Source organism: Paenibacillus sp. G2S3, assembly GCF_030123105.1.
Taxonomy (GTDB): domain Bacteria; phylum Bacillota; class Bacilli; order Paenibacillales; family Paenibacillaceae; genus Paenibacillus_AQ.
On record NZ_CP126095.1, the window covers coordinates 3217750 to 3242145 of the forward strand.

The window sequence follows — 24396 nt, forward strand, 5'->3', positions numbered from 1 at the left end:
ATCGTCTTTTTTGGACGAATTTGGCTCCATCAATACATAATCGTTCAACAAATTGTGAAAAATACATCAAGAGCTAGCAACGAAGGGAATGAAACCCATGAAGAAATTAAAACAAACTTGTTTGTTACTGCTTACGGTCCTTGCACTTAGTGCATGCTCAAGACCAGTAGCAGATAAATCCCAGCTACCACCTCCAACGGTTGTGCCAAGTGGAGCTGAGGAAAGATTTAGCCTTGAGGAACTTGCCACTTTGATTGGAAAAGAGGATGCTCAAGTTGTCCAAGCTCTCGGCAAAGGCGCACCTAATCGTAATGAAGGTACGAATTCTACTCTTTTATCCCGCGAATATAACGAGAAGATTGTGAATCACGAGGCAAATCTTCAGGTCTCCTATGATCACACTGGAAAAGTGATTGGAGAGACGATTCATTTTGAAGATGCTACTAAGGAAAAATTAACGCAAGAGATAACGCAACAGCTTGGAGAGCTTACGACTAACAGTGAAGGTAACACAGCAGATATAGAAAAAGAAGGCGAAGGTACAAACTTTCGTAAGGTATGGCAGACGGATAACGCTAAAATTTCTTTAATTGAATCGAATGGGATGCTGTCTATATCCATAGATACAAAGTAACATTCGAATAATGAGCGAAAAAAAGGACGAAACCCATTGTAATTAGGCAATGGGTTTCGTCCTTTTTTGATGATTAATTAAGGCTTAAGTGGAAAGATTATTGATCGTCGTGGAGCTTAAACGATGAATCTGCTCTTCCAGGACCGTACTTGCTTTTCCTAAAAATTGAGTAATAAGTTCTAGCTCTTCATCAGAGTAAGTAGAAGCTAATTTAAGCATCTCGGCATGCAGCGGAAGGTAAGCATTTCCGACCTCATTATTTTCATACAAAGGGACAATAATTACCTTACGACGGTCACTTGGGTCATTTTGTCTGCGAACAAAACCGTTATTTTCAAGTCGATCAACTAAAGCCGTAACACTCCCTGTAGCCAGTCCGGTTAGTTTGGAAAGTTCACCTGCGGTGATGGGACCTCTTTCGTGGAGGATATCTATGGATAGAAAATCATTATTATATAACCCAAGTGAGGCTGCCACATTTTGCTGATATAGTATCGTTCGACTTCCTAGGCCCCGCATACGCAAGGTAAAGTCTTCCTGCTGATTTTTCGCTTGATTGTGTCGATCTCTTGACAAAAGTGAATCCTCCTTTTAAAATATTGATATCTTGATAATCAAGATAATTGTTTAATGAGATACTCGATAAACGTGATATTCCTTGAATTCATTTTATCGGAATTATTAAAGTTTTGCAAAAGGTAATGTATCAAGAGGTTTAGAGAGAGGCTGGTGTGCGATCTTATAACGATACGATTAAATTCGAAATTAAGGAAAAGTGGAGGGAACAAAAGAGAATGGTAAAGAAATTGGAGAAGAAAAATAATGTAGGCATTATTATAGCGGCTCTATTGCTGGCCACACTTATGGCATCAATGGATAACACTATATTAGCAACTGCAATGGGAACAATCGTAGGGGATCTTGGCGGTTTTGACAAACTGATGTGGGTGACCTCTGCTTATATGATAGCTGAGATGGCGGGTATGCCGATTTTCGGAAAATTATCGGATATGTATGGCCGCAAGCGTTTCTTTATTTTCGGAATTATTGTATTTATGATCGGATCTGCTTTATGTGGTACCGCAAACTCTATAGTTCAGCTGAGTATTTATCGTGCAATTCAGGGTATTGGTGGAGGGGCACTCGTTCCAATTGCGTTCACCATCATGTTCGATGTAGTTGCTCCAGAAAAACGGGGCAAGATCGGTGGATTATTTGGAGCAGCCTATGGTATATCAAGTATTTTCGGACCCCTTATTGGCGCTTACATAGCCGATTACATCCATTGGTCTTGGGTCTTTTACATCAACTTACCTATAGGTGTTATTGCCTTCTTTTTGATAGCTTTCTTCTACAAAGAGTCTGTCGAGCATTCCAAGGAAAAGATCGATTACCTAGGTGCTTTTACACTTGTAGCTTCCATCCTGTGTCTTATGTTTGCGATTGAGCTGGGTGGAAAGAAATATGCTTGGGACTCTGCTATGATTTTGGGATTGTTTTTTGCTTTTGTAGTGTTTATCGTGGGGTTTGTTTTTATCGAACGTCGTGCAGAAGAACCCATCATTACTTTCGGTATGTTCAAGAATCGTCTTTATTCTACGAGTAATGTAATGGCTATATTTAGCGGAGCAGCATTTATTACAGCCTCGGTGTACATTCCTATCTACATTCAAGGGGTTCTTGGCGGATCGGCAACAAATTCGGGGCTTGTTCTACTTCCAATGATGGTCGGCTCCGTTATCACTGCTGCAGGCGGCGGATTCTTGCTCTCAAAATTCAATTATCGTACCATTATGATATCAACATTAATACTGCTTGTTTTAGGTATCGCTTTACTAACCACATTAACACCCGATTCTTCACGGTTCATGGTCACCATATTTATGTTTCTAGTGGGTCTTGGAATAGGTTCATCATTCTCTGTGCTAAGCAACGCAGCCATTCATGGATTTAATGCAAGGCAGCGGGGTTCCGCAAGTTCGACACTTAGTTTTACAAGGGAGCTAGGAATGACACTCGGCATAACAGTATTCGGTATTATCCAAAGTCATGTGTTTTCGAATAAATTAGCTTCCATGTTCAGTGGCGGTGGTGCGGCTCCTGAAGGTGTTAACCTAAGCGATCCAAGTACTATTTTGACCCCGGATACTCGTGAGAAAATCCCTACTGAAGTTCTTGATAAGATCACAGAAGGATTATCCTCATCACTTGTTCACACTTTTGCATGGGCGATTATTCCATCTGTTATAGCTCTATTAGCTGCATTTGTGATGAGCAAGGAGAAGTTTGATCCGGCCTCTGAATTGGGAGAGTATACGGCTTCGCATTAAGGTTGCAATGTTTAAACAGACTGAATTCTCTATTTAACGAGATTCAGTCTGTTTTTATTATTGATAATTAAAGGATCGCGTTCAGCTTATGCTTCTATAATATTGTAGCGTGAATGCAAATACCATATAAGTTCTCTACGGCTGCTGACACTTGCTTTGCTAAAAATGGACTTTAAATGATCCTGGACGGTGTATGCGGAAATATGTAGAGCAGAAGCCAATTCTTTAGTGGATAATCCTCGAATTACACCGTGTAATAGCTGTTGCTCACGTTCCGTCAAACCATAAGCTTCAGCAATGATGGGAAGCATGTCAGCAGGACGCGCCGGTTCGAATGAAATGGCAACCTGTTTCTGACCGTTGCTAGCCTGAAGACGACTTGCTCGAACGACTAAATAGGGCCCCTCAGTCATACGAATGCATGCCTTCGCTGTCCCCGCTGATTCGGAAGAGCTGTTTAACGCTTGCGTGCTTACAGCACGGATTGGACGAGGCAGAACATGAGCATCGATCATTTCCAATGAGCGGAGTTTGTCTAACCAGTGATCCGCTGCGGGATTGGAAGAGAGAAGAGCCAAGTGATCAGATAAAACTGCAATGCCGGAACCGTAATGTTCTTCAAGCCAAGTCTCATCTCTCTCTGGAAGCTCAAGACTGAAAGCCCGCATTCTAGCTGCAATCATAGGGATGAGCGAGGTGATCCAATCACATTCCTCTTGTGAGAATTTCAATTGATCTGCATTCCTGTACAGCGTCAAATACCCCCAGCAAGATTCTCCAAGAATTAGGACTGCACGTAGTTCATCCCCAAAACCTGCTGGAGACAAAACCTTTTGATATCGGGCACTCCGTTCGGGTTGCTGTTTGGTTGCTTCATATATTGTAGCGACGAGGAGCTTGCTTTGAACCATTTGCTCATAGGTGTTAACATCATCCTCACCGTATTCGATCTGGAACAAGTGGGGATGAATGGATTCTACGTTGTCTTCAGTAACCGCACCAGTTGATAGCAACGTCTGTGGATCAACATGAGTACAGCAGGCGGCATCAAAAGGAACAGCTTCACGCAAGAAGGACAGTAAGGAAGTACGGTAGTTGTGAGATGAATCAGTAACCATACCTAGCTTAATGATTTGTTTCTTTAGTAGAATGTAACGCTTGTTGGTGGTCATTGGTCAGCCCTCTAGTCATTAATGTATTATTCGATCCCCCACATTTGTGGGATAGTGAACGGAAGCGAAATCCGTATAATTGAGAATGATTCTTAATTAACTCTATTATATAGGATGCGGTGATAAAAATGCAGGGAAAAGAAGATATAGTTGTCGTTGGTGGTTATGGATATGTAGGGCGTACAATATGTGAAATATTAGAGAAGAGGTATCCAGGTAAAGTATTTGCTGCAGGAAGAAGTCTTGAAAAAGCAGAGCGGTTCAGTCAATCTACCCAGGGTAAAATCAAGCCGTTACAGTTAGATACCAATAAGCCGTTACCTCCACATTTACTAGATCAAGTGAAGCTAGTCACCATGTGTTTGGATCAAACGAACACAGATTTTGTAAAAGCCTGCTTTCGTAGCGGTACGCATTATGTGGATATATCAGCGAGCGGTCCTTTTTTATCTCAAATTGAAGCGTTCAATGAAGAGGCTGTACGAGATGGGTCTAGTGCTGTTCTTAGTGTAGGGCTTGCACCCGGTATAACCAATCTAATGGCTCTTGAAGCGGAGAGACTGCTGGAACAGACGGAAGAAATCGATATCGCGATTATGCTCGGACTTGGTGATTCTCATGGTAAGGCAGCGATCGAATGGACAGTGAATAGTTTAGGGGAAAAGTTTGAAGTAAAGCAGAAGGATCGTCAGGTAGAGGTGGAGAGCTTCACAGACAGCAAAACGTATCATTTTGGTGATGAGTTAGGGAGTCGACATGCTTATCGTTTCCCATTCTCAGATCAACAGACGCTTGTTCGAACGCTAAAAGCATCGTCCATTTCGACACGGTTTTGTCTGGATTCAGTCATCATTACAAAAATACTGGCCGTAGCCAAAAAAACTGGGGCTGTTCGTTTGCTGAAGACAGGCTGGGTGAACAGATCGATGGTTCGTGCTATGGAGCGGCTACATTTAGGGAGTGACCAGTTCGCGATCAAGGTTGAGGCCCGTGGAAGAAATCGAGAGGGAAAGCCAATGTATGCTGATTTAATATTGCAAGGAAAGAATCAATCCATTGTCACGGCAAAAGTGACAGCAGCAGTATCAAAGCTACTGTATGATTCTCCATTTCCAGGCGGCGTATATCATATCGAGCAGATAACAGATCTAGCCTATATACAGAAGGAATTAGGATCGACGCTCTCGCTAAAGATTCAAGTAAAGGAGCATAATGCAGATTAATCTAAATAGAATAATTTGTGTATAGTTATTTTGAAAGAAGCTTGATTAGTCAAGCTTCTTTTTCGTAACCCCAAAGAGTTTTGACCGTATTAACTGATGAACATTTCATTCAGGAAGAAATTCTGTTCTTCCCTAATGGGTCATGTTAACAAAAAGAGAAGTTGAGGTCATCACCTATGAATGAAAAATTTACAGATTACGCCGATACAGGATATTCTATCGCAGAGCAGAAGGCGGCTCAGTATTTTGCAGCTCTTCGTGAACAGTTCAAAGAAAAAACTTATGTGTCTACCTTGAAAGAAGATTTTCAGTTGTGGAAGAAAAACCATATTCATCGTCGTTCATGGTTGTCCTTTTTATCAAGAGGGAAAAGGAAACCTGATTCTCAGGATTATCATAGATATCTAGGATGGCTGAATCAAACTGGTAAATTGGATGATTATTTGGATCGAAGTGTTTCTTATCTTTATATGAGAGATCTGGGGCAAGCATTGGATTCACCTAACACACAGGTCCGGATCAAGCGTATGGTTGCCGACATTAGAAATCAGATGATTCATCCAGGCTCGACAAATGCGGGGGATCAATCAGATTTCATGAGTTTCACGGGGATTTATCGTTGGGCTCAGAAGGAAGGCGTTGAAACGGCCACGATTTGGGTGATAGACAAACTGAAGCAGGTATCAGCACATCTCCCGAAGGAAATGAATCCCGAGCAAGCGCAGCGTAAATTGATCAAGATCATAGTTGGAGTGATTCTCCATGTGATGGAAGAGATGGACGATGATGTGCCACGTGTGGAGCGTTCCAATAGAATTGGGGAAGCCATTAGACTTGGTTATTCATATGGCCTAACTTATCCATTCATTGATGATCTCCTTGATTCCAGTGTCTTAACCGACCAAGAGAAAGAACAGTATTCTAAGATGATACGCATCGCGATCCTTAATAGAGTTGTGCCAGAGATGGGAGAATGGTCCGGAGAGAACATGCCGTTCATTCAATTTGTACATTCGGAGCTCAAGGAGGCTTTTGAATACATCCGAGGGTATCAGCGGGAAGAAATGCAGGATGCATTTTTCGAGCAGTCCTTTGTATTTTTTCATTCTCAGGAGTTGGATCGAATCAAGGATCTTTCTAACCCTGATTATAGTAATGAAGAGCTTTTTATACCCATCATTTTAAAATCCTCTTCTTCCCGTTTAATTGTCCGATCCGTAATTAGTGCTCCAGCAGATGACGGATTTGATCAACGTACCTTTTTCTATGGGTTATATAATCAATTGGCTGATGATTTTGCGGATATGTTTGACGATATGAAAGCGGGAGCGGTAACCCCCTATACTTATTATTTGCAATACCGTAGTCAACGTACAGATCTGATCAATCCTTTTGAATTATACTGGACGGTCATTTCCCATTTAATACACACCGTGTATCGCTCTGATCCTAAAACCCGTGAAGTAATATTAGATCGCGCCATTAATGGCCTCAAGCGATGTAAAGAACGTGTAGGAATTGAAAAGTATAAAGAAATCATGGAGATTTTTGCTTCTGGTCAACCAGCATTTAATCGGCTTGTTCAGCAGATGGTGCAAAAAGCGGACGATGTGGATTTTTTCGATAAACTGCTTCGGGATCAGTTGCTTTTGAATCTAAAAAACAGCAAGAAGGAAAAAGCGGAATTTCGAGATACGATCCAAAAGGTCCGCGATCAAATCAATAAACAATTGTTGATAGCCAAGTCAGACGGGACGCCAGAAATGAAAGAGTTGCTTATTGATGCGGCTAATTATAGTCTAGCAGGCGACGGCAAACGAATAAGACCAATATTGACATGGGTCATGGGTGTTAACGAATATAGTCTAGATGCATCGGCAATTGTGCCGCTTCTGAGATCTTTGGAATATATGCATACTGCTTCTCTAATCTTCGATGATCTTCCGTCCCAGGATAATGCCTCTACTCGAAGAGGTCGTGCAACTCTGCACGAAGTGTATAATAGCTCAACGGCGGAATTAACCGGTTTGTTTCTGATTCAGAAGTCGATTGAGGAACAAGCGTCACTTCATTCTTTTGATGCAAAAGCTGTCCTTGCCTTGATGCAATATTCAGCCCAAAAAGCAGAAGATACATGTATGGGTCAGGCGATGGATTTGAATTCTAAGGGGAAAACGTTGACGCTAGAGCAATTAAATATGATTTGTTTTTATAAGACTGGAATTGCATTTGAAGCTTCACTAGTGATGCCAGCGATTCTGGCTCAGGTTAAGGAATCTGAAGTTCTGGCTTTGAAAAAATTTGCCTATCATGCGGGGATTGCCTTTCAGATTAAAGATGATTTGCTTGATTTGGAAGGGGATCATCATTTACTAGGTAAGCCGATAGGGCAGGATGTGGAGAATAACAATTCAACGTTTGTATCGATCCTTGGTCCAGACGGTGCGCGAAAAGAGATGTGGGAGCACTACTGTCTCGCCATGGAAGCGTTGAAGGAGATCCCTCGTAATATTGCTTTTCTGAAACATTTATTGAACTACATGATTAATCGAAATCGATAATTGATTATAGAGAGTGTTGGCATATTGCCAGCACTTTTTTTTATATTTCTTATAATTTCCCTTCCAAATAATTAATTGAATTTTATTGTTCATAATCGAAATTGCGTGTATGATGAAGTTGGAAATAGATAAAGGAGGTGTAACTTGTGAAGCTAGGAATTTTCTCAAAAGTATACTTGAACTATGAACTGGAGATCGCCTTACACAAAATCAAAGCTCAAGGCATGAGCACCGTTCAATTCAATTTTTCTAACGTGGGGTTGGCGAGTTTACCTAAAGAAATTAGTCAGGAGATTATCCTTCAGATCAAAGAAGCCACCATACGTAGTGGAGTTAGCATTGCTGTGATCTCAGGGACGTTTAATACGCTGGAGCTAAATGAGGAGAAGCAAGTTGAGAATCAGCAGTGTTTTAAAAATGTAGTTGAGACTGCTGCAGCATTAGCGGTGCCGTATGTTTCTATTTCTACGGGTAGCTTGAATCAAGAAGATTTTTGGAGTCCTGATCCTGAGAATCATTCCGAAAGGGCATGGTCTATATTGTATGAAAGTCTTGCCTGGATGCTGGAAATTGCAAAAGAAAATCAAGTGACTTTAGTATTTGAACCTGAACAAGCCAATGTAGTGAGTACGACAGAAGATGCTTTGAGACTATTACAAGATCTGAACACACCCTATCTTAAGGTTTTGTATGATGCAGCAAATCTAGTAACCCCACAGGATCATAAGGACCTCTTAGGTAAGATTTCAAAAACGCTAACAGCGCTGAAGGAGCACATTGCCCTTGCACATTGCAAGGATGCTTTTGTAACCGAAGAGAAGATCACTTTTGCATCAGTGGGTAAGGGAAACTTGCCCTTAAAGGAATATATAAATGAATTAAGTAAGGTTTATGACGGTCCTGTTATTATGCATGGGTTAGCTGAGGACGATGTAGCACATGCTTTGAATTATCTTAACTAGAATAGGAGGACATGAATATGAAAAAGGAAAACAAATTGTTGAACATCGGTGTTCTAGGCTGCGGTCAAATATCACAGGCGGCTCACTTTGATTCCATTAGAAGATCACGAAATGCTAACCTATATGCGATCTGTGATGTGGACGAATACTTACTTCAAAGAATGAATGCTATCTATGAACCCGATAAGGTTTATACGGATTATGATCAAATGCTGGCGGACCCGAGCGTACATGCTGTAGTTATTGGGATTGCCGATCAATTTCATGTGGAGGCAGCTAAACAAGCCTTGCGTGCAGGTAAACATGTCTTGGTAGAAAAGCCTCTAGGCGTATCCATCGAAGAAGTGGAAGAATTAAAAGAGCTTGTGGATCGTACCGATCTCAAAGTGCAAGTGGGGAATATGAAGAGATTTGACCCCGGTATAGTAGCAGCTAAAGAGTTTGTAGATCATGAAATGGGTGAGATTATTGGCCTAAAAGCTTGGTATTGTGATTCCACCTATCGATATACTGTCACCGAGAATGTTCAACCAGTGATCCTATCCGGTAAAAATATGAAGAGACCTGCTGGAGATCCAAAAGCAAATAAGGAACGCTATTATATTTTAGGTCATGGAAGCCATTTGTTCGATACTGCAAGATTTCTAGGTGGGAATATTGTAAGTGTGAAAGTATGGAATACGCAAAAGTTCGGTGCTTATTGTTGGTTTATTACTGCGGAGTTTGAAAGCGGCTTTGTAGCCCAATTAGATTTGACCATTGCGGTTCGGATGGATTGGCATGAAGGATTCCAAATTTATGGTGAATTCGGATCCGTAGTAGGGAAGACATACAACCCTTGGACACTAAAATCAAGCGATGTAGAAATTTTCAAAGCTAGTGATAACAGCTACCACAGACCACTCGGAGCAGATGGTCATTTTTATAGATTGCAGATTGAAGGGTTCGCAGATTCTATTCTCCATAATAAGCCAGGTGTAGGTGCAACAATTGAGGATGGGATTGCTACGATGAGAGCGATGCTCGCTGTGGAAGAATCGGTTAAGACCGGAAATACGATTTACCTTAGTGACGTTTCGGGTCCGTTATAAAGGAGGGAATCTTGTGCCTTACTTTACCTACGATCACATTCGATTTTATTATGAAGATGATAGAGGGGATGGAGAGCCTTTTATTTTTCTTCATGGTCTGGGCGGAGACGTTAATCAAACTTTCGGTTTAATGAAGCAAACACATCACATACGAAGGATCTCATTAGATTTTCGTGGTCATGGAAAGACGGTGGCGTTTGGCCATGTGGATGACTTTTCTTTTAAACAATTCGCCGAGGATGTGATGGCTTTAACGAAATACCTGCATATCAGTCAATTCAGTATTGGAGGGATTTCCACAGGTGCTGGGGTGTCGCTACATTTGGCATTGAGATATCCGGATAGCGTTAAGAAGCTTATTCTGTTACGTCCAGCCTGGGAAGATAAACCGCAAGAGAAGTTGGTTCGTGAAGCTTTTGCCAAAATTTATGATGTACTGCAGGATACAGATACCCTAACCGCTCAAAATAGATACGAAAATTCAGAGGTCTATAAAACCATGTCTTCATTATCGTCTTATGCGGGTGAATCCTTATTAGGGCAGTTTAAATATCCTTATGTAAAAGAAACCTCTATGAAGTTTGTGAAGCTGCCAAAGGATTGTCCCAATGATGATCGTGAGGCCTGGAAGAACTTAAAGCTGCCCACATTGATCCTTGCTAGTCAACTTGATCCTATTCATCCATACGCCTACGGACTATTACTCTCAGAATATATCCCAAACGCTCAATTTATTGAGATTACTTCGAAAACGCTCAGCAATGAGCAGCATAATCATGATTCCTATAAGGCTATTGAGAGCTTTTTAAACGAAAGATGAGCACAAGCTTCAGGTGGTGTTCATCTTTTTTTGTACTAATATAAGAACGTATTATACTGTAACGACGTTAACTCCAAGTTTTTTATATGTATCAACAATTTTATTGTCTACTGTACCTTCAGTGATTAAATAGTCTAACGCGGATACCTTGGCTACAAAAAAAGTAGATATTTTCTCCAGCTTTTCTTTCGTAGCTATGGCAATGACCATGGAAGATTGTTCAATTAATTGATTTTTAATAATAGATTCCTCATAAGAAGGAACGGTTATACCCACCTTTGAATCCAGCGTGGATACGCCAAGAATCGTAAGATCCAAATGGATTTGTTGTATCGCTCTAAGCGTTGAGGCTCCGAATAATACTTGATTCTTTTTATCGAGGTCGCCACCTAATAAGGTTATACTAGCTTTGGACAACCGGCATAGTGATAACGCAATAGAGGGGGAGTTGGTAATAATTCTTCCATCAAAATGCTCAGGGATGTTCTCGGCTACTTTTAAATTTGTGGACCCTCCATCAATAAAGATAACCTTTGCATTCTCAATAAGCGTGCAAGCTCGTTTAGCTAAGTCAGCTTTAGTCTGGCTATTAAATTCTACACGTGAATTGAAATCTTTCATGTCATTAATAAGACTATGGGCTCCACCATGAATTCGTTTGAGAAGTCCCAGCTTCGACAGGCTTTGTAAGTCTTTTCGAATGGTATCTTCCGTTACATTTAATTCCTGTGTTAATTCTTGGACAACAACGCGGCCTTCGGTCTCTACTTTTTTTAGGATGTACGCCTGTCTGTCAGCTTTTAGCACCGATCCACCTCTTTTCACAAAATGCTTTAAAGGATGTACTTAACGTTACTATTTTACTACATATGAAATGAATTTGAAAAAAATCAATCGTTTTTACGTTCAACTCCGTCTTACTTATAGATATATGAGGTGGATGCATCTTCCTGATAGAAGATAGAGGGGGTGGTGGAAGGTGGAAAACACAATGGATGAAGTCAGAATGGTAGATTTTGCGCAAATGGATGAAGAAGCTTTTTTTAGTCGATTGTATGTGGAACATCGAAAAATGTACGCCATTGCCTACAGTTATCTGCGAACAGAGGCGGATACGCTGGAAGTGATCCAAGAAGCATCATGCAGGGCATGGATGAAACGTAAAAAATTAAAGGATGAACAGTCCTTCACACCCTGGCTGATTCGAATAACGATCAACTGCTGCATGGATGAGCTACGGCGCAAAAAGCGTGTGGTTGTAGCGGAGAAGATGGTGGAGGAAGCGGCACAGGAAATGAAGAGTAATGACCGAATTGACCTGGAGCGTGCGATGAATCGGATAAAGCCTAAATACAGGCATGTCGTAACGCTTAAATACTACCATGACATGACCACTGTCGAAATTGCCAAAGTGCTAAAAAGGCCAGAAGGTACGATTAAGACTTGGCTGCGCGAAGGACTCAAACAGCTTCGAAGTTATCTATAGCGATATTGGAGGTGAATGGAATGACAGAAAAAGAAGAACGTATTCTACGTAAGAACGTCGATGATATGCAACAGAATGTCGAAACAATACAGGAGATGAAAATCTACAACGCTATGAAAAAGGGAATTGTGGAAGGGAAGAAGCGAGAAAAACGACGCATCTATACTACAGGTATGGGCGTGGTTGCAGCTGCAGCGGTTGCGTTACTGTTTACATACTCAACAATCGGATTACCGAATAAGGGAGTGGCACAACCTTCAGTACAATCGGCAAGCACAAAAAACACGGATAATTTCAAAGCTTATCGCTCGTTCTCAAGGTTAGAGCCTGCGCTGGCCAGTGCACTTGAGCAGAATCTCGTTGTGCCAGTTGGACAGAGCGCTGAAAACAAGGGTTACCGGATAGATGTGACAGGTGCCGTTACAGATGGACGGAAGGTTTATGTTTTATACAGTGTACAGAACAATACGGACGAAGTGATTATACACGCGGATTTTGAGCTTCAATTTGAAGGGATACAGGAGTCGCCTCTTCACAAAGGCGCATCATTAAGTATGCTCGCTAGTGAGAGTAGAATTCAACCCGGACAGTCTATGGATTTTATATACTCCACTAATCTTTCATCATCGGTAAAATATCCAAAGAAAGTCAACTATAATATAATTCTTACCGAAACTTCAGATAAGGCTCTCCTATCCAGTAGTAATAAGTATCGAACTAGCCTAGATGTTGCTTTCGAGCTTGATCCTGACATGCTCAAAGCACAGGAACGTATGCTGGATACAGACGGAACACTGACAGTGGACGGGCAAAAGATTAAAGTGAATCAAGTTCAATATACTCCGCTTAGCACTTATGTAGATCTGGAGTATGATCAAAACAATGCTAAACAAATTTTTCAATTAATTAATCCAGTACTGATTAGTAAAAAAGGGGACACAGTTGAGAAGTTATATTACCCCTATATCATCAATTCTGACAATTCTGAAGTCTATACGGACAACTCCAAGTTTACGTTAGTGTTCAAGAATAGTAAGGGCAGCCAGCAGCCGGATTCTGTGACGCTGAAAGCATTCGGAATTTCGGCTGTCGAAAAGGATCAAATGAAAATTGTCGTGGATCTTAACAAATATCAGCTTATTGAAGCGCCCGGAACTGGACTTGAGTTAGTCACGCCAAAGCAAGAGAATAACGTAGAGGAAGGAGAAATCCTCCTAAGACGTAATCTTGAGAATGCTCAATATTTAGAAGGCTCTACTAGACTTGCTGAGACTTTTACTGACGCAAAAGGGAAGGTACATAATAGAGCACCTTCCACAAGCAGCTTCAGCAGCTATACGACTTCTAAGGATGGGTCAGCCGTGAACGAGTTTGGATATAATTTTGGCGCGAATGCGAAAAACTATCCTCAGCCATTAACGATTACGTTAGAGAAATATACAAATCCAATTATGGATACGCAGGCTGTGGAGTTGTACTCGATTAACCGTTGATATTTCATCAACGGTTTTTTTGTGTTCTCAGAGAATTTATTCCTTGAAATTTAAGAAATACTTAATATATACCATACTTCTTTTTAAAAAGTTTTGCTTATTCTAAGTACAGGAAGGAGGTTACTGAAAGAATGATAAACCTAATTATGAAGAAATGGCTCCGAAAGGATGTCTCAGCGGCAATAATGTTCCTGGCACCAAGCGGTATCGGATTCGCGATGTTTTACCTTATACCGTTTGTTATGGGAGTATTCTATTCTTTTATGGACAGCACGATAGAGGGCCACTTTGTAGGGTTTGATAATTACCGAGAGCTGCTAGATAGCGATTCTTTCCGTAAAGCAGCATCTAATACATTTTATTTTAGTGTGATAAGTGTTCCACTAATGCTTGTGCTCTCGTTAGGATTAGCAATGCTATTGAATAAAAATACATATCTTCGGAATTGGCTGAGGACTGGATACGTGTTGCCGCTTGTCGTACCTGTCGCCTCCATCATTCTGATCTGGCAGATGCTCTTCGATTGGAATGGCTCGCTTAACGCCTGGCTGAACAACTTCGGTATCGATCGTGTGGATTGGATGAAGACGGATGCAGCTAGAAATGTAATCATTGTTGTTTATTTATGGAAGAACATCGGTTATAACGTGATTTTATTCTTGGCGGGATTGCAGCAAATTCCAAAGGATTATTATGAAACGGCTCAAATTGAAGGTGCTGGACGATTACGGCAGTTTCGCAGTATTACGCTTGTCTATCTAACCTCTTCGATGTTTTTTGTAATCATCATGTCGATTATTAATTCATTCAAAGTGTTTCGAGAAACGTATTTAATCGCTGGTGATTATCCGCACGACAGCATTTACATGCTGCAGCATTATATGAACAATATGTTCATGTCGCTCGATGTTCAGAAGCTGACTGCCGCGGCGACCTTGATGTTTGGTTGTATTTTATTGATTGTGTTGGGATTGTTTGCATTTGAACGGAGGCATAGACAATTCATGGAATAGGGGTGAAAAGGTTGTGCCAGTTGTCAAAGTGTTGCGAAAAGGGGCATTAACACTCGTCATGGCTGTTATTGCAGTCTTGTTATTATTCCCGATTGTGATCACATTCACAAATTCGCTTATGACAGAGAAAGAAATTGAGATCAATTATGGACCTATCGGGCAGATGAATGAGGTGATTGAAGGGAGAGAAGATCCTTTTGTAAATTTAAAATTGCTGCCTGATCAAGTGTCCTTGGACCAGTACACTAAGGTTCTCCTAGACAACCCTAAATATCTGACGATGTTCTGGAACTCAGTATTCATGGTCGTACCCATCATTGCAGGACAGACTTTAGTAGCAGCACTCGCTGCCTATGCTTTCTCGAAGCTGAAATTCCGGGGGCGAGATCCTTTGTTTCTTATCTATGTCCTAACGATGCTCATGCCTTTCCAAGTGACGTTAGTGCCGAACTATATTATGGCGGATAAGCTTGGAATACTAGATAGTCCAAATGCGATTATATTACCTGGAATTTTCGCAGCTTTTGGTGTGTTTATGCTCAGGCAATTCATGCTGGATATACCATACGCCTATATCGAAGCGAGCAAAATGGATGGAGCCGGACATTTGCTGATCTTTTACAGGATTATTATTCCGATGATTAAACCTGGTCTGGCAGCACTCGTCATATTATTGTTCGTGGATTATTGGAACATGGTGGAGCAGCCGCTTATTTTTCTGGATGATCCGTTTAAGCAGCCCTTGTCAGTCTTTTTATCGAGGATCAATGAAGGGGAGCGAGGAATCGCTTTTGCTGCATCCATACTCTATATGGCTCCAATGGTGTTGCTGTTTTTGTATGCGGAATCGTATTTTATTGAAGGCGTTCAATTGTCTGGTATCAAAGGTTGATTGGAGGAGAATGACGGGATATGGAGTTAGGTATAAAGCCGACTGATCGTAGACGTAAACGAAATATTCAAGTCGTCTTCATGGTTTTTATGGGATTATTGTTGTTTTTTACATTGTTCAGTAACACGATACAAACTTTGACCTTGCCGAAAGTTAGAACCGAAAAACCAACAAAGGGAAATCTTTTATTTACGATTGAAGGTAGTGGGATATTGCAGCCACTTGCTGAAGTTAAACTTTCGAATACTTCCGGACTAAAGGTCGAACAAATTCTAGTGAAAGAAGGACAACGTGTAAAAAAGGGACAAAAGCTTATTATCTATGAGAGCAAAACGGCTGAGCAAGAATTGAAAGAAGAAATAACAAATTTAGAAAAGCAGAAAATTGATCAACAGAATAGGCAAGATCAGTACATCCAATCCGCGCTGGAGGAGGATGAATTCAAAATCAGAAATGCAAGACGTGATATCGAAAAAGGTAAGTTAGATATCTTAGCTCAGGAAAATAAGATTAACGGACTAAAAATTCGTCTAACAAGCGAAAAAAAACTATTTTCTCCTTTCGATGGTCTAATATCAAAACTGAGTGCCGTCGAAGGGTTAGCTGCAATGGGAGAACCGGATGTTATTGTATCGAACAGCAGTCGGGGTTACAGATTGGATATTATTGTGGATTCCGCGCATTTGTCCAATTTAGGGATTTCTGCTGGAGAAAAGATAGAGGTGGAGATCGATATGAATCATGGGCAAGAAGCCCGGATCCTAAGCGGCTCCATAGAAGAGGTTGCGAATTCAGAGTCGCTTGCTGATAGCCCCTCTAGTAATGAGTCCGGGAAGACTCAAACCATTCCTCAAAAGAATTTGAGAATAAAAGTCGTTGATCCAGAACTTAAAGGAGGTGAACAGGCTCGGATCAAAATCGAAAAACATTCACTCCAAGAGGGGTTACTCCTATCCAATGAAGCTATTCATGAGGATCGCGAAGGTTTGTTTATCTATAAAGTTGACGAGCAGCGGGGGGCATTAGGCAATGTCTTTGTCGCTCAAAAAGTTCGTATTCACTCCAGTGAAAAAAACGAGAAAGAAACGATGATTCAATCGGATATTCTCTATGAGGAGGATTCAATTATTCTGGAAAGTAATGAACCTCTTGAAGACGGGAACCGAGTTCGACTGCAATAAGAAATCATATAAACGAGAAAATAGGAGGAGGAAATCAAATGATTAAAAGGTCTATTTTTGTACTATTAATGGGTGCTTTGATAATGACAACGGCATGTAACTCCGGAGGTAATGAGAAAGTGGAAAGCAAGGGGGAAACGACAACTGAAGAGGGAAAGACAATCTTGACTCTATCCCTAGCAGAATCGAGTGCATTCTATCAGGCGCTAGAGAAAAAGTTTGAAGCGAAATACCCGGATATCGACCTACAAATTAAGGCATATAAAGAAGTAGGAAATGAGTGGGGGGAGAATGGTTATGTAGAATATAAAAAAACAACGAATACAGCCCTACTCTCTGGAAAAGGTGCAGATATTTTTGATGTAAGCGCCTTTTCAATCAATGATTATGTGAGTAAAAAGTTGCTTGTGAACATGAATGATATATTTGAACACGATAAAACGGTAAATAAGAGTGATTTAGAAATGAATGTTTTGGACGCAATGAAGGTAAACGACGGCCTATATTTCATTCCTACCGGGTTCGCTTTTAGAGCGTTCATAGGTGATGGGAATATGATTAAGAACTCAAATGTGAAGATTGACGATAAGAATTGGACTTGGAAAGAGTTTGGGGAGCAATCGAAGGAAATTATACAACAGGCTGGGAAGGACGCTAAAAACAAACTTTATGCCCTAACGAATTACCCGCCGGAAGTCACACTGCAAGAAATGAGCGTGGATAATTATAATTTTTTTGTTGATAGTGACGCGAAACAAGCGAAGTTCGACTCTCCTGCTTTTGTAGAATTGTTGGCACAAATCAAGAAAATGTATAAAGAACAAGTTATGACTTCGGAGCCAGCGGAAATAGGCAATCAACTATTTAACTCCATCGTTATAGGGTCACCAACAGACTTTATCGATGGTCCATATTCTTACTTTGAAAATCCGGTGTACCTTCAGAAGCCACATGCAGGGAAGACTGGTGGTATGAGAATCATACCTTCATCTTCGCTCGCCATACAAGCCAATACTCTGGTGAAAGAAGAAGCTTATAAGTTTATGACCTTCTTGTTATCTGAAGAAGCACAGTCATTGCAAGATAGAGAAGGATTCTCTCTGCTCCAATCCGTGAATGATAAGAATTTGGACGATATTCAGGAAAAGATGAAAAGTGGAGCATATAAGCTTCCAACCGGAAAAGCCGCTAAGGTTTCTGATGAAGAATTTACTAGGTTTAAAGAAATCATTCATACAGTAGATCAATATGCGGATCTGAATACTAAAGTGCTTTCTATTATTGGAGAGGAGTCCTCATCATTCTTCAGTGGACAAAAATCTGCGGAAGCTGTTGCAAAGCTGATCCAGAATCGAGTAACAACCGTTCTAAACGAATAGATGTATTGAACAGGATTTTGTATAAGGAGGGGGACTCATGCACAAATCACTAAAGACATATGCTGTAGTTCTGCTCAGCGCAATGCTATTAAGCCAACCTTTTGTAAACAGCACATATGCAGCATCGACAAGTGCTTCAGCTACAGCGGTATTCACGTTGGACAAACTTGGTACGATCGCTTTAAAAAACAATGTCAACGTGAAGCTAATAGATATGGATATTTTTGAGCAACCGAGCGGCAATATACTTATATACACACTTAGTTATAGCAATGGTAGCAGTAATAGTGTAGCTCACGTTGATTATTTCTCAAGGGTTACTACAACTGGGGGGGCTGTCATTCAAGGCAAACCTATCACGAGAGATGTCACCAAAAAATACATCCCTCCAAAGAGTAGCCAAATTGTAATTTACTATGTGAATATTGGACAGTCTACAAAATTAAACGGCACTAAAGTGACCCTGTTGAAGTGGGATTTCAGTAGCCAGGATTATCAGAAAAAGCTAGGTGAATTCTCTATTCCGGCTAGTTACGCAGTTATCATTCCTCAAGGCCAGAGTAAGAAGCTCACGATGGATAATCTACCAGTAAATATCAAGGCGGAAAGTCTGCAAAGGCTTAAGACGAATGGAAAAGTCTATATGAGAGTAGGCGTTAGTTTCACGAATTTGGGTAAAAAAGTGCTTAGCCATTCCGCTTATAAAACTTACCTGAAATCGGCAGGTGGTTCGGTGTTCGAACTTAAGCTGGAGGACGCCAGTGGCAGTTTCAATGTACAGTCCCAAGAGAAGAAGACAGTTTACTATTTAACGGAAGTTCCTTCCTATATGAAGACTGAACATATGATATTGCAATTTGCGCAAGAAGATGAAACATTGAAAATAATACTTCCAGTTAAATCTTTCAAGCTTCCTACAGTAACAACTTCTGACTTTGCTGTGGCTAATTATGCTGTTAAGAAGATTACTATTAAGAATAACACCATTGAAACGCAATTGAAGAGTGCTTCCGTATCTTCGGAAAATAACTCCGCGAAATGGAATCTTCAATTCCGTCTTAAGAATTTTGGGAATAAAGCTATCACACTACCTGCCTACGAGCTTACGGTTAAAGCTGCTGAAGGATTTAGTATTCCGGTAGATTCAAAAGCACTTGCGAATGTAACATTGAAACCGCTTGAAGAGAAGCTTATCAACCTCAGTGCGAATGTGCCATTAGAACTTAATCAAGGTAAGTTGCAGCTGCAATGGACGGAACCCGCTGTTGATGACAAGGTTGTTTTTCCAACTGCTCAGTTTAACATACCTTATTCTCTGGAAAACAATAATCTGATGGGTCAAGAGTATAGGGTCGAGAACAGGCACGGGAAATTCATGGTGAAGCTGAACTCCTATCAGCGTTTGCCTTGGGATGATGGTGATCAAATCGTAACTAAGCTCAGCATCCGCAACATCGGCTTAACCTCAGTACAGCTCCCTGTTCTAAAAGCTATAGTTAAAGCAGAAACGAGTGATCTTAGCAGCACAGCCCAGATCGTGACCACAAATGCGCAAACGTCGATAGCTCCTAATGAAACGACAGAGATCTATGTGATAGCGAGAGTCCCATATTCTTATAGTTTCAATCAGCTAAAGATAGTGCTACAAGATACCTCTGGTGATGAAATCACGAAGTTTCTCTCTATGAATACAAACTCGCTAAATAATGTGATAGATACGATTGCTGTAGGTGAATCTCATCATATGAATTCGCTAGGCAAAAAAGCAGAAGTCCGTGAGCGTCGGACAACCACATATTATGTGAACAATTCTAATTTGATCTATACTGAGCTGGAAATGATTAGCGAAGAACCACGCCAGGCGAAACCGGCTCAGCTTGTGGCTTATTACAAAACAGCTGATAACCAATTTTTCAAGGCGGTGGTTAGCCAATCTACAACTGCAACAAGCCCAAATGGTAAAAATTTGGTTACAATCTGGAGTAAGCTTCCGCAAGGTGTGAGTACGTCTGAGCTTGCGCTTTATATTGGGGAAGGGGTTGCTGAAGGTAAGCTTACAGATTTAGGGGGAGCATCAACTGGATTTATCAATAGTGTTAAATTAGCACTTACCCCTAAAGCAGTAATCCCACTAAATAATCTAACAAGTGTCGAGCTATTCCCTTACAACCTTTCGGTTGCAAATGCAGTCGGTACGATTACTGAGGAGAAGGGCACGTTAGATGTAGTAGTAAATTATAGCTTATCCGAAACAGAAGATTTTGAAGCAGGTGCCTATGAGCATAAGCTGGTATTAGAACTTATTGATCCTTACGGACAAACCATGGAGAAGACTTTGGAACTGGGGTCTGATTTACCAATGGGCAAAAATAAATCATACACAACTTCATTTAATAGTAACTTTCACAAAATATTAAGGGGAGGAAGTATTCGTGTAAATCTATATGATGAATTCCAGGGGCATAGGGTGTTGCTAGGGAGTCAGTCTTACCCGTTTACTTACATTGCTTCAGAATCGAGAACATCTAACAGTACTGGTAACACAAGCAATTAAAATAGGGTAAAGTATCAAGTCAAAAGTGTTGGCATAACTGCCAGCACTTTTTTTAGTGCGCCCAGCATGGGCGCTATCTATAGGGTTGAAGTCCCGAATGGCGAAGGCAGTAGTAGCCATTAGTCTAAGGCAAGGGTGTCCACCGTGAGGTGGAATCTGAAGGAAGCCGGCGGCAAATCTCCGGTCTGAGGAACACGAACTTCATATAAGGCTAGCGTACGTTGGGTGAGGTTGCTAAACAAACTAAAACCCTTACTGCCAAAGGTGTGCGAGAGTAAATGAAGCAGATAGATGGAGAGGAAGATAGCGTTCTTACCTGGGGAGATCTGTACGGAACGCGGAACAACTTCCGTAACCTTACCTGTGAAGGTAAGCTGAACGTACAGAAGTCAGCAGATGCCATAGTACGCCCCGTGGTGCAACACGGGCGGAAGGGCTGAACATGAAATAGGTATTTGTATATCCAGGCGTTCGAGATGAGTGATGAAAGCAGAAAAAAAAAATCCGTAAGGACCTAACTGAAGAAGGAAGCGGTGAATCCCGTGGGGGACTTCAGCAGGGCTGAATTCATCTTTGGCACAAGAGGAAGATGCAAATCACGTAAAGAGAGGTAAAAAAAAATGTTGGAGCAGTTGCTGTCACGGGAAAATCTTCTGCAAGCCTTAAAGCGTGTTGAAGCCAATAAAGGAAGCCATGGCGTAGATGGCATGTCCGTAAAATCCTTACGAAAACACATCGTACAAAACTGGCAAACCCTACGGCATGCGATAGAAGAAGGAACCTATGAACCGAGCCCCGTACGACGGGTCGAAATCCCGAAACCGAACGGCGGAGGTGTCCGGATGTTAGGGATACCTACCGTGACAGACCGAATGCTTCAGCAAGCCATTTCGCAGGTGGTAACCCCATTGTTCGATCCACAGTTTTCCGAGCACAGTTATGGATTTCGTCCCAAAAGGCGGGGACATGATGCGGTGAGGAAAGCTAGAGAATTCATGAAAGAAGGATATCGATTCGTAGTCGACCTAGACTTGGAGAAATTCTTTGACCGCGTCCACCATGACCGTCTTATGTTGAAGATTGCGGAGAAAGTGAAGGACAAGAAGGTCCTCTTACTTATTCGTAAATATCTTCAATCGGGCGTGATGGAGAATGGATTAGTAAAGCCGACATTAGAAGGAACGCCGCAAGGGGGGCCCTTGAGTCCGTTATTAACTAATATTGTACTGGACGAACTGGATAAGGAACTGGAGAAACGTGGACACCGATTTGTGCGCTATGCGGACGACTGTAATATCTACGTGAAAACTCCGAGAGCAGGTGAACGAGTCAAAGCATCCGTCACTGGGTTCATTGAGGGAAAGCTAAAACTCAAGGTAAACCAAGGCAAGAGTGCGGTAGACCGCCCCTGGAAACGGAAGTTTCTGGGTTTTATTTTTAGTGTGGACCAAGTGCCAAAGGTGAGGATAGCACAGCAATCCTTGCAGAAAGCGAAGGTTAGAATTCGAGAGATAACCTCTCGAAAGAAGCCGATGAAGATGGAAGAGCAAATCCAGAAACTAAACCAATATCTTATGGGATGGTGTGGGTACTTCTCGCTAGCGGATACACCAAGTAGCTTTCGAGACATGGATAAGTGGATACGAAGAAGGCTAAGAATGTGCCTATGGAAGCAATGGAAGAACCCGAGAACCAAAGTCAAAAGACTAATATCCTTAGGCGTACGCAAGGATAAAGCGGATGAGTGGGGAAATACCCGAAAAGGGTACTGGCGAATTGCAGGGAGTCCAATTTTGTCACGAGCATTGAATAACCGATACTGGGAAACCAATGGACTTAAGAGCTTAATGGACAGATACAACTTACTACGGAATATTTCATGAACCGCCGTATACCGAACGGTACGTACGGTGGTGTGAGAGGTCGGGGGCTCACCGCCCCCTCCTACTCGATTATAGTTATGAACTTTTTATGGAAAATCCTTCAATGTATGTTCTTTACATTGACTGTTCTCAGTCTTTTCGTTAAGATTACCTCTGCGCTTCAATGCCTAAAAGCTTAAAAGTGTGGAAGTTCTTATCAATAGGTTTACCCAATACAATGTTAAGGAGCATTATCTTCATGGAACGACAGCTTAGTTTCTCAAAAAGCATGATCATCATCGCTTTTATTCTAGCCACTTTATTTGTATCTATCTTTCTTTTAAAAGCGGAGCCACATTTACCGCTTCTTGCAACTACAGTAGGCACAGCTGCCTTATTAGGAATGTTTGGATTCTCTTGGAAAAAGATCGAATCTGCTATCATACAAGGTATACAAACTGCCATCATGCCGATTCTTATCCTCATGCTGATCGGAATTCTGATTGCTGTGTGGATGATGAGCGGTACGGTGCCGTCGCTTTTATACTATGGAATGGACTATATTAATCCAAATTATTTTGCGGTGAGCGCATTATATGTCACGATCATCGTCTCGATGTTCACTGGAAGCTCATTCACGACAGTAAGCACCATCGGCGTTGCTTTAATGGGAATTGCAGTAACTACGGGGATTTCACCAACTCTGGCTGCTGGAGCGATAATCTGCGGGGCTTGCTTTGGTGATAAAATGTCGCCACTATCGGACACAACGAATTTTGCTCCTGCAGTGGCCGGGATCTCCTTATTTACACATATTCGTAATATGGCATACACTACGGTGCCAGCCCTTGTGATTACCACAGTCTTTTTTCTGCTCGCTCCAAAGGGCAACTCGATCGACTTATCCTCAATTAAGGATATCAAGCTTGCCTTACAAGATGGATTTCATATTCACTGGCTAACGCTACTATCTCCACTAGCTGTTATTGCTTGCTCGATCAAGCGGATTCCGATCCTACCTACGTTAGTTGTAGGTATTGTCAGTGGTCTACTAGTGACGGCTTTGATTCAGCAGCAGACAGAAGTCGATGTCTGGTTTAGTGTAATGCAGAGCGGATATAACACTAATATCGCGAATGAAATGGTTGCTTCTATCGTCAATCGCGGAGGGATGCAATCGATGATGTGGTCTGTATCTCTAATCTTAATTGCCTTATCTTTAGGTGGTTTGATTCAGCATTGCGGTGTCATCGAGGCCTTTTTCCGTATACTCATTCAACCACTCAAGCGTAAAAGCAGCATTGTTCTTATGAGCGGAGCGTCATCCATTGCTGTAAATGGCATGACGGGTGAACAGTATCTGTCTATCCTTTTGCCAGGTCAAATGTTCAAAGATGAATATACTCGCCGTGGTATTCCAGCCAAGACACTGTCCCGTACATTAGAAGATTGCGGAACGCTGGTTAATCCATTGATTCCATGGGGCGTCAGTGGGGCCTTCTTCGCAGTGACTTTGGGTGTGCCCGTTATAGAGTATGCACCTTATGCAACCTTCTTATGGTTAAGTCCATTCATCACGTTTGCTTACGCGTTGATCCCTAGATTGCAAAGGAACTCACTGGGTAAAGATTAAGAAATCTCAAGATAATGGACACCTAATGCATTGATTGAACGTATATAAAGAATACTATGCGTTGAATCAATGTGATCAAGCTAGTATTCTATGCTGAAAAAGTGGACAAT

20 protein-coding genes are annotated in these 24396 nt (G+C 41.5%); 17 read left to right on the forward strand and 3 right to left on the reverse strand.

Annotated features, from left to right (window positions below):
* Positions 1–97 precede the first annotated feature (97 nt).
* Positions 98–634: a hypothetical protein gene (locus tag QNH28_RS14210; protein WP_283911918.1), complete on the forward strand. Its 537-nt coding sequence runs from the start codon at positions 98–100 to the stop codon at positions 632–634.
* Positions 635–718: 84 nt separating this feature from the next.
* Here the strand turns inward: QNH28_RS14210 and QNH28_RS14215 are convergent, their stop codons facing one another.
* The gene (locus tag QNH28_RS14215) at positions 719–1153 is read right to left on the reverse strand and encodes a MarR family winged helix-turn-helix transcriptional regulator (RefSeq protein WP_283912151.1); all 435 of its coding nucleotides are present in this window, start codon (positions 1151–1153) and stop codon (positions 719–721) included.
* A 275-nt stretch (positions 1154–1428) separates the two neighbouring features.
* Between QNH28_RS14215 and QNH28_RS14220 the strand changes: the two genes are divergently transcribed.
* On the forward strand, positions 1429–2964 hold the full coding sequence (locus tag QNH28_RS14220) for an MDR family MFS transporter (protein WP_283911919.1): 1536 nt from the start codon (positions 1429–1431) through the stop codon (positions 2962–2964).
* A gap of 86 nt (positions 2965–3050) precedes the next feature.
* On the opposite strand, the gene QNH28_RS14225 is transcribed toward QNH28_RS14220, so the two are convergent.
* Positions 3051–4136, reverse strand: a complete 1086-nt coding sequence (locus QNH28_RS14225; protein ID WP_283911920.1) for a helix-turn-helix transcriptional regulator — start codon at positions 4134–4136, stop codon at positions 3051–3053.
* Between the two features lie 128 nt (positions 4137–4264).
* On the opposite strand from QNH28_RS14225, the gene QNH28_RS14230 reads away from it, so the two are divergent.
* The 5 genes from QNH28_RS14230 to QNH28_RS14250 all read left to right on the forward strand — a co-directional run bounded on the left by QNH28_RS14230 (position 4265) and on the right by QNH28_RS14250 (position 10793).
* On the forward strand, positions 4265–5359 hold the full coding sequence (locus QNH28_RS14230) for a saccharopine dehydrogenase family protein (RefSeq protein WP_283911921.1): 1095 nt from the start codon (positions 4265–4267) through the stop codon (positions 5357–5359).
* Between the two features lie 176 nt (positions 5360–5535).
* Positions 5536–7920, forward strand: a complete 2385-nt coding sequence (locus QNH28_RS14235; RefSeq protein WP_283911922.1) for a polyprenyl synthetase family protein — start codon at positions 5536–5538, stop codon at positions 7918–7920.
* Between the two features lie 146 nt (positions 7921–8066).
* Positions 8067–8882 carry a sugar phosphate isomerase/epimerase family protein gene (locus QNH28_RS14240; protein ID WP_283911923.1) on the forward strand — a complete coding sequence of 272 codons (816 nt, stop codon included), beginning with the start codon at positions 8067–8069 and terminating at the stop codon, positions 8880–8882.
* A gap of 17 nt (positions 8883–8899) precedes the next feature.
* Positions 8900–9973: a Gfo/Idh/MocA family protein gene (locus tag QNH28_RS14245; RefSeq protein WP_283911924.1), complete on the forward strand. Its 1074-nt coding sequence runs from the start codon at positions 8900–8902 to the stop codon at positions 9971–9973.
* A 13-nt stretch (positions 9974–9986) separates the two neighbouring features.
* The gene (locus QNH28_RS14250; protein ID WP_283911925.1) at positions 9987–10793 is read left to right on the forward strand and encodes an alpha/beta fold hydrolase; all 807 of its coding nucleotides are present in this window, start codon (positions 9987–9989) and stop codon (positions 10791–10793) included.
* Positions 10794–10844: 51 nt separating this feature from the next.
* Here the strand turns inward: QNH28_RS14250 and QNH28_RS14255 are convergent, their stop codons facing one another.
* On the reverse strand, positions 10845–11600 hold the full coding sequence (locus tag QNH28_RS14255) for a DeoR/GlpR family DNA-binding transcription regulator (RefSeq protein ID WP_283911926.1): 756 nt from the start codon (positions 11598–11600) through the stop codon (positions 10845–10847).
* 184 nt (positions 11601–11784) lie between these two features.
* Here QNH28_RS14255 and QNH28_RS14260 point away from each other — a divergent pair, with 184 nt between their 5' ends.
* The 10 genes from QNH28_RS14260 to nhaC all read left to right on the forward strand — a co-directional run bounded on the left by QNH28_RS14260 (position 11785) and on the right by nhaC (position 24286).
* Positions 11785–12279 carry an RNA polymerase sigma factor gene (locus tag QNH28_RS14260; RefSeq protein WP_283911927.1) on the forward strand — a complete coding sequence of 165 codons (495 nt, stop codon included), beginning with the start codon at positions 11785–11787 and terminating at the stop codon, positions 12277–12279.
* Between the two features lie 20 nt (positions 12280–12299).
* Positions 12300–13772 carry a DUF4179 domain-containing protein gene (locus tag QNH28_RS14265; RefSeq protein WP_283911928.1) on the forward strand — a complete coding sequence of 491 codons (1473 nt, stop codon included), beginning with the start codon at positions 12300–12302 and terminating at the stop codon, positions 13770–13772.
* A gap of 146 nt (positions 13773–13918) precedes the next feature.
* Positions 13919–14785, forward strand: a complete 867-nt coding sequence (locus tag QNH28_RS14270; protein ID WP_076299069.1) for a carbohydrate ABC transporter permease — start codon at positions 13919–13921, stop codon at positions 14783–14785.
* A gap of 58 nt (positions 14786–14843) precedes the next feature.
* Entirely contained in the window at positions 14844–15677 is an 834-nt protein-coding gene (locus QNH28_RS14275) for a carbohydrate ABC transporter permease (RefSeq protein ID WP_481858387.1), read from the forward strand.
* Positions 15678–15697: 20 nt separating this feature from the next.
* Entirely contained in the window at positions 15698–16858 is a 1161-nt protein-coding gene (locus QNH28_RS14280; RefSeq protein ID WP_283911930.1) for an efflux RND transporter periplasmic adaptor subunit, read from the forward strand.
* A gap of 38 nt (positions 16859–16896) precedes the next feature.
* Positions 16897–18237, forward strand: coding sequence for an ABC transporter substrate-binding protein (locus QNH28_RS14285; protein WP_349655053.1), 1341 nt, complete (start codon positions 16897–16899; stop codon positions 18235–18237).
* Positions 18238–18274: 37 nt separating this feature from the next.
* A complete protein-coding gene (locus tag QNH28_RS14290) occupies positions 18275–20791 on the forward strand; it encodes a hypothetical protein (RefSeq protein ID WP_283911931.1) in 2517 nt (838 codons plus the stop codon).
* A gap of 278 nt (positions 20792–21069) precedes the next feature.
* The gene (locus QNH28_RS14295; RefSeq protein ID WP_179085742.1) at positions 21070–21231 is read left to right on the forward strand and encodes a hypothetical protein; all 162 of its coding nucleotides are present in this window, start codon (positions 21070–21072) and stop codon (positions 21229–21231) included.
* Between the two features lie 180 nt (positions 21232–21411).
* The gene (gene ltrA / locus QNH28_RS14300) at positions 21412–22674 is read left to right on the forward strand and encodes a group II intron reverse transcriptase/maturase (RefSeq protein WP_283911680.1); all 1263 of its coding nucleotides are present in this window, start codon (positions 21412–21414) and stop codon (positions 22672–22674) included.
* Between the two features lie 238 nt (positions 22675–22912).
* A complete protein-coding gene (gene nhaC, locus QNH28_RS14305; protein ID WP_283911932.1) occupies positions 22913–24286 on the forward strand; it encodes a Na+/H+ antiporter NhaC in 1374 nt (457 codons plus the stop codon).
* Positions 24287–24396: the final 110 nt, after the last annotated feature.

Coding starts and splice junctions, on each gene's coding strand:
- QNH28_RS14210 (WP_283911918.1), top strand. CDS start 98: ATGAAGAAATTAAAACAAACTTGTTTGTTACTGCTTACGGTCCTTGCA.
- QNH28_RS14230 (WP_283911921.1), top strand. CDS start 4,265: ATGCAGGGAAAAGAAGATATAGTTGTCGTTGGTGGTTATGGATATGTA.
- QNH28_RS14270 (WP_076299069.1), top strand. CDS start 13,919: ATGAAGAAATGGCTCCGAAAGGATGTCTCAGCGGCAATAATGTTCCTG.
- QNH28_RS14225 (WP_283911920.1), bottom strand. CDS start 4,136: ATGACCACCAACAAGCGTTACATTCTACTAAAGAAACAAATCATTAAG.
- QNH28_RS14285 (WP_349655053.1), top strand. CDS start 16,897: ATGATTAAAAGGTCTATTTTTGTACTATTAATGGGTGCTTTGATAATG.
- QNH28_RS14215 (WP_283912151.1), bottom strand. CDS start 1,153: ATGCGGGGCCTAGGAAGTCGAACGATACTATATCAGCAAAATGTGGCA.
- QNH28_RS14245 (WP_283911924.1), top strand. CDS start 8,900: ATGAAAAAGGAAAACAAATTGTTGAACATCGGTGTTCTAGGCTGCGGT.
- QNH28_RS14260 (WP_283911927.1), top strand. CDS start 11,785: ATGGATGAAGTCAGAATGGTAGATTTTGCGCAAATGGATGAAGAAGCT.
- QNH28_RS14280 (WP_283911930.1), top strand. CDS start 15,698: ATGGAGTTAGGTATAAAGCCGACTGATCGTAGACGTAAACGAAATATT.
- QNH28_RS14235 (WP_283911922.1), top strand. CDS start 5,536: ATGAATGAAAAATTTACAGATTACGCCGATACAGGATATTCTATCGCA.
- QNH28_RS14290 (WP_283911931.1), top strand. CDS start 18,275: ATGCACAAATCACTAAAGACATATGCTGTAGTTCTGCTCAGCGCAATG.
- QNH28_RS14275 (WP_481858387.1), top strand. CDS start 14,844: ATGGCTGTTATTGCAGTCTTGTTATTATTCCCGATTGTGATCACATTC.
- QNH28_RS14295 (WP_179085742.1), top strand. CDS start 21,070: ATGAAGCAGATAGATGGAGAGGAAGATAGCGTTCTTACCTGGGGAGAT.
- ltrA (WP_283911680.1), top strand. CDS start 21,412: ATGTTGGAGCAGTTGCTGTCACGGGAAAATCTTCTGCAAGCCTTAAAG.
- QNH28_RS14220 (WP_283911919.1), top strand. CDS start 1,429: ATGGTAAAGAAATTGGAGAAGAAAAATAATGTAGGCATTATTATAGCG.
- nhaC (WP_283911932.1), top strand. CDS start 22,913: ATGGAACGACAGCTTAGTTTCTCAAAAAGCATGATCATCATCGCTTTT.
- QNH28_RS14265 (WP_283911928.1), top strand. CDS start 12,300: ATGACAGAAAAAGAAGAACGTATTCTACGTAAGAACGTCGATGATATG.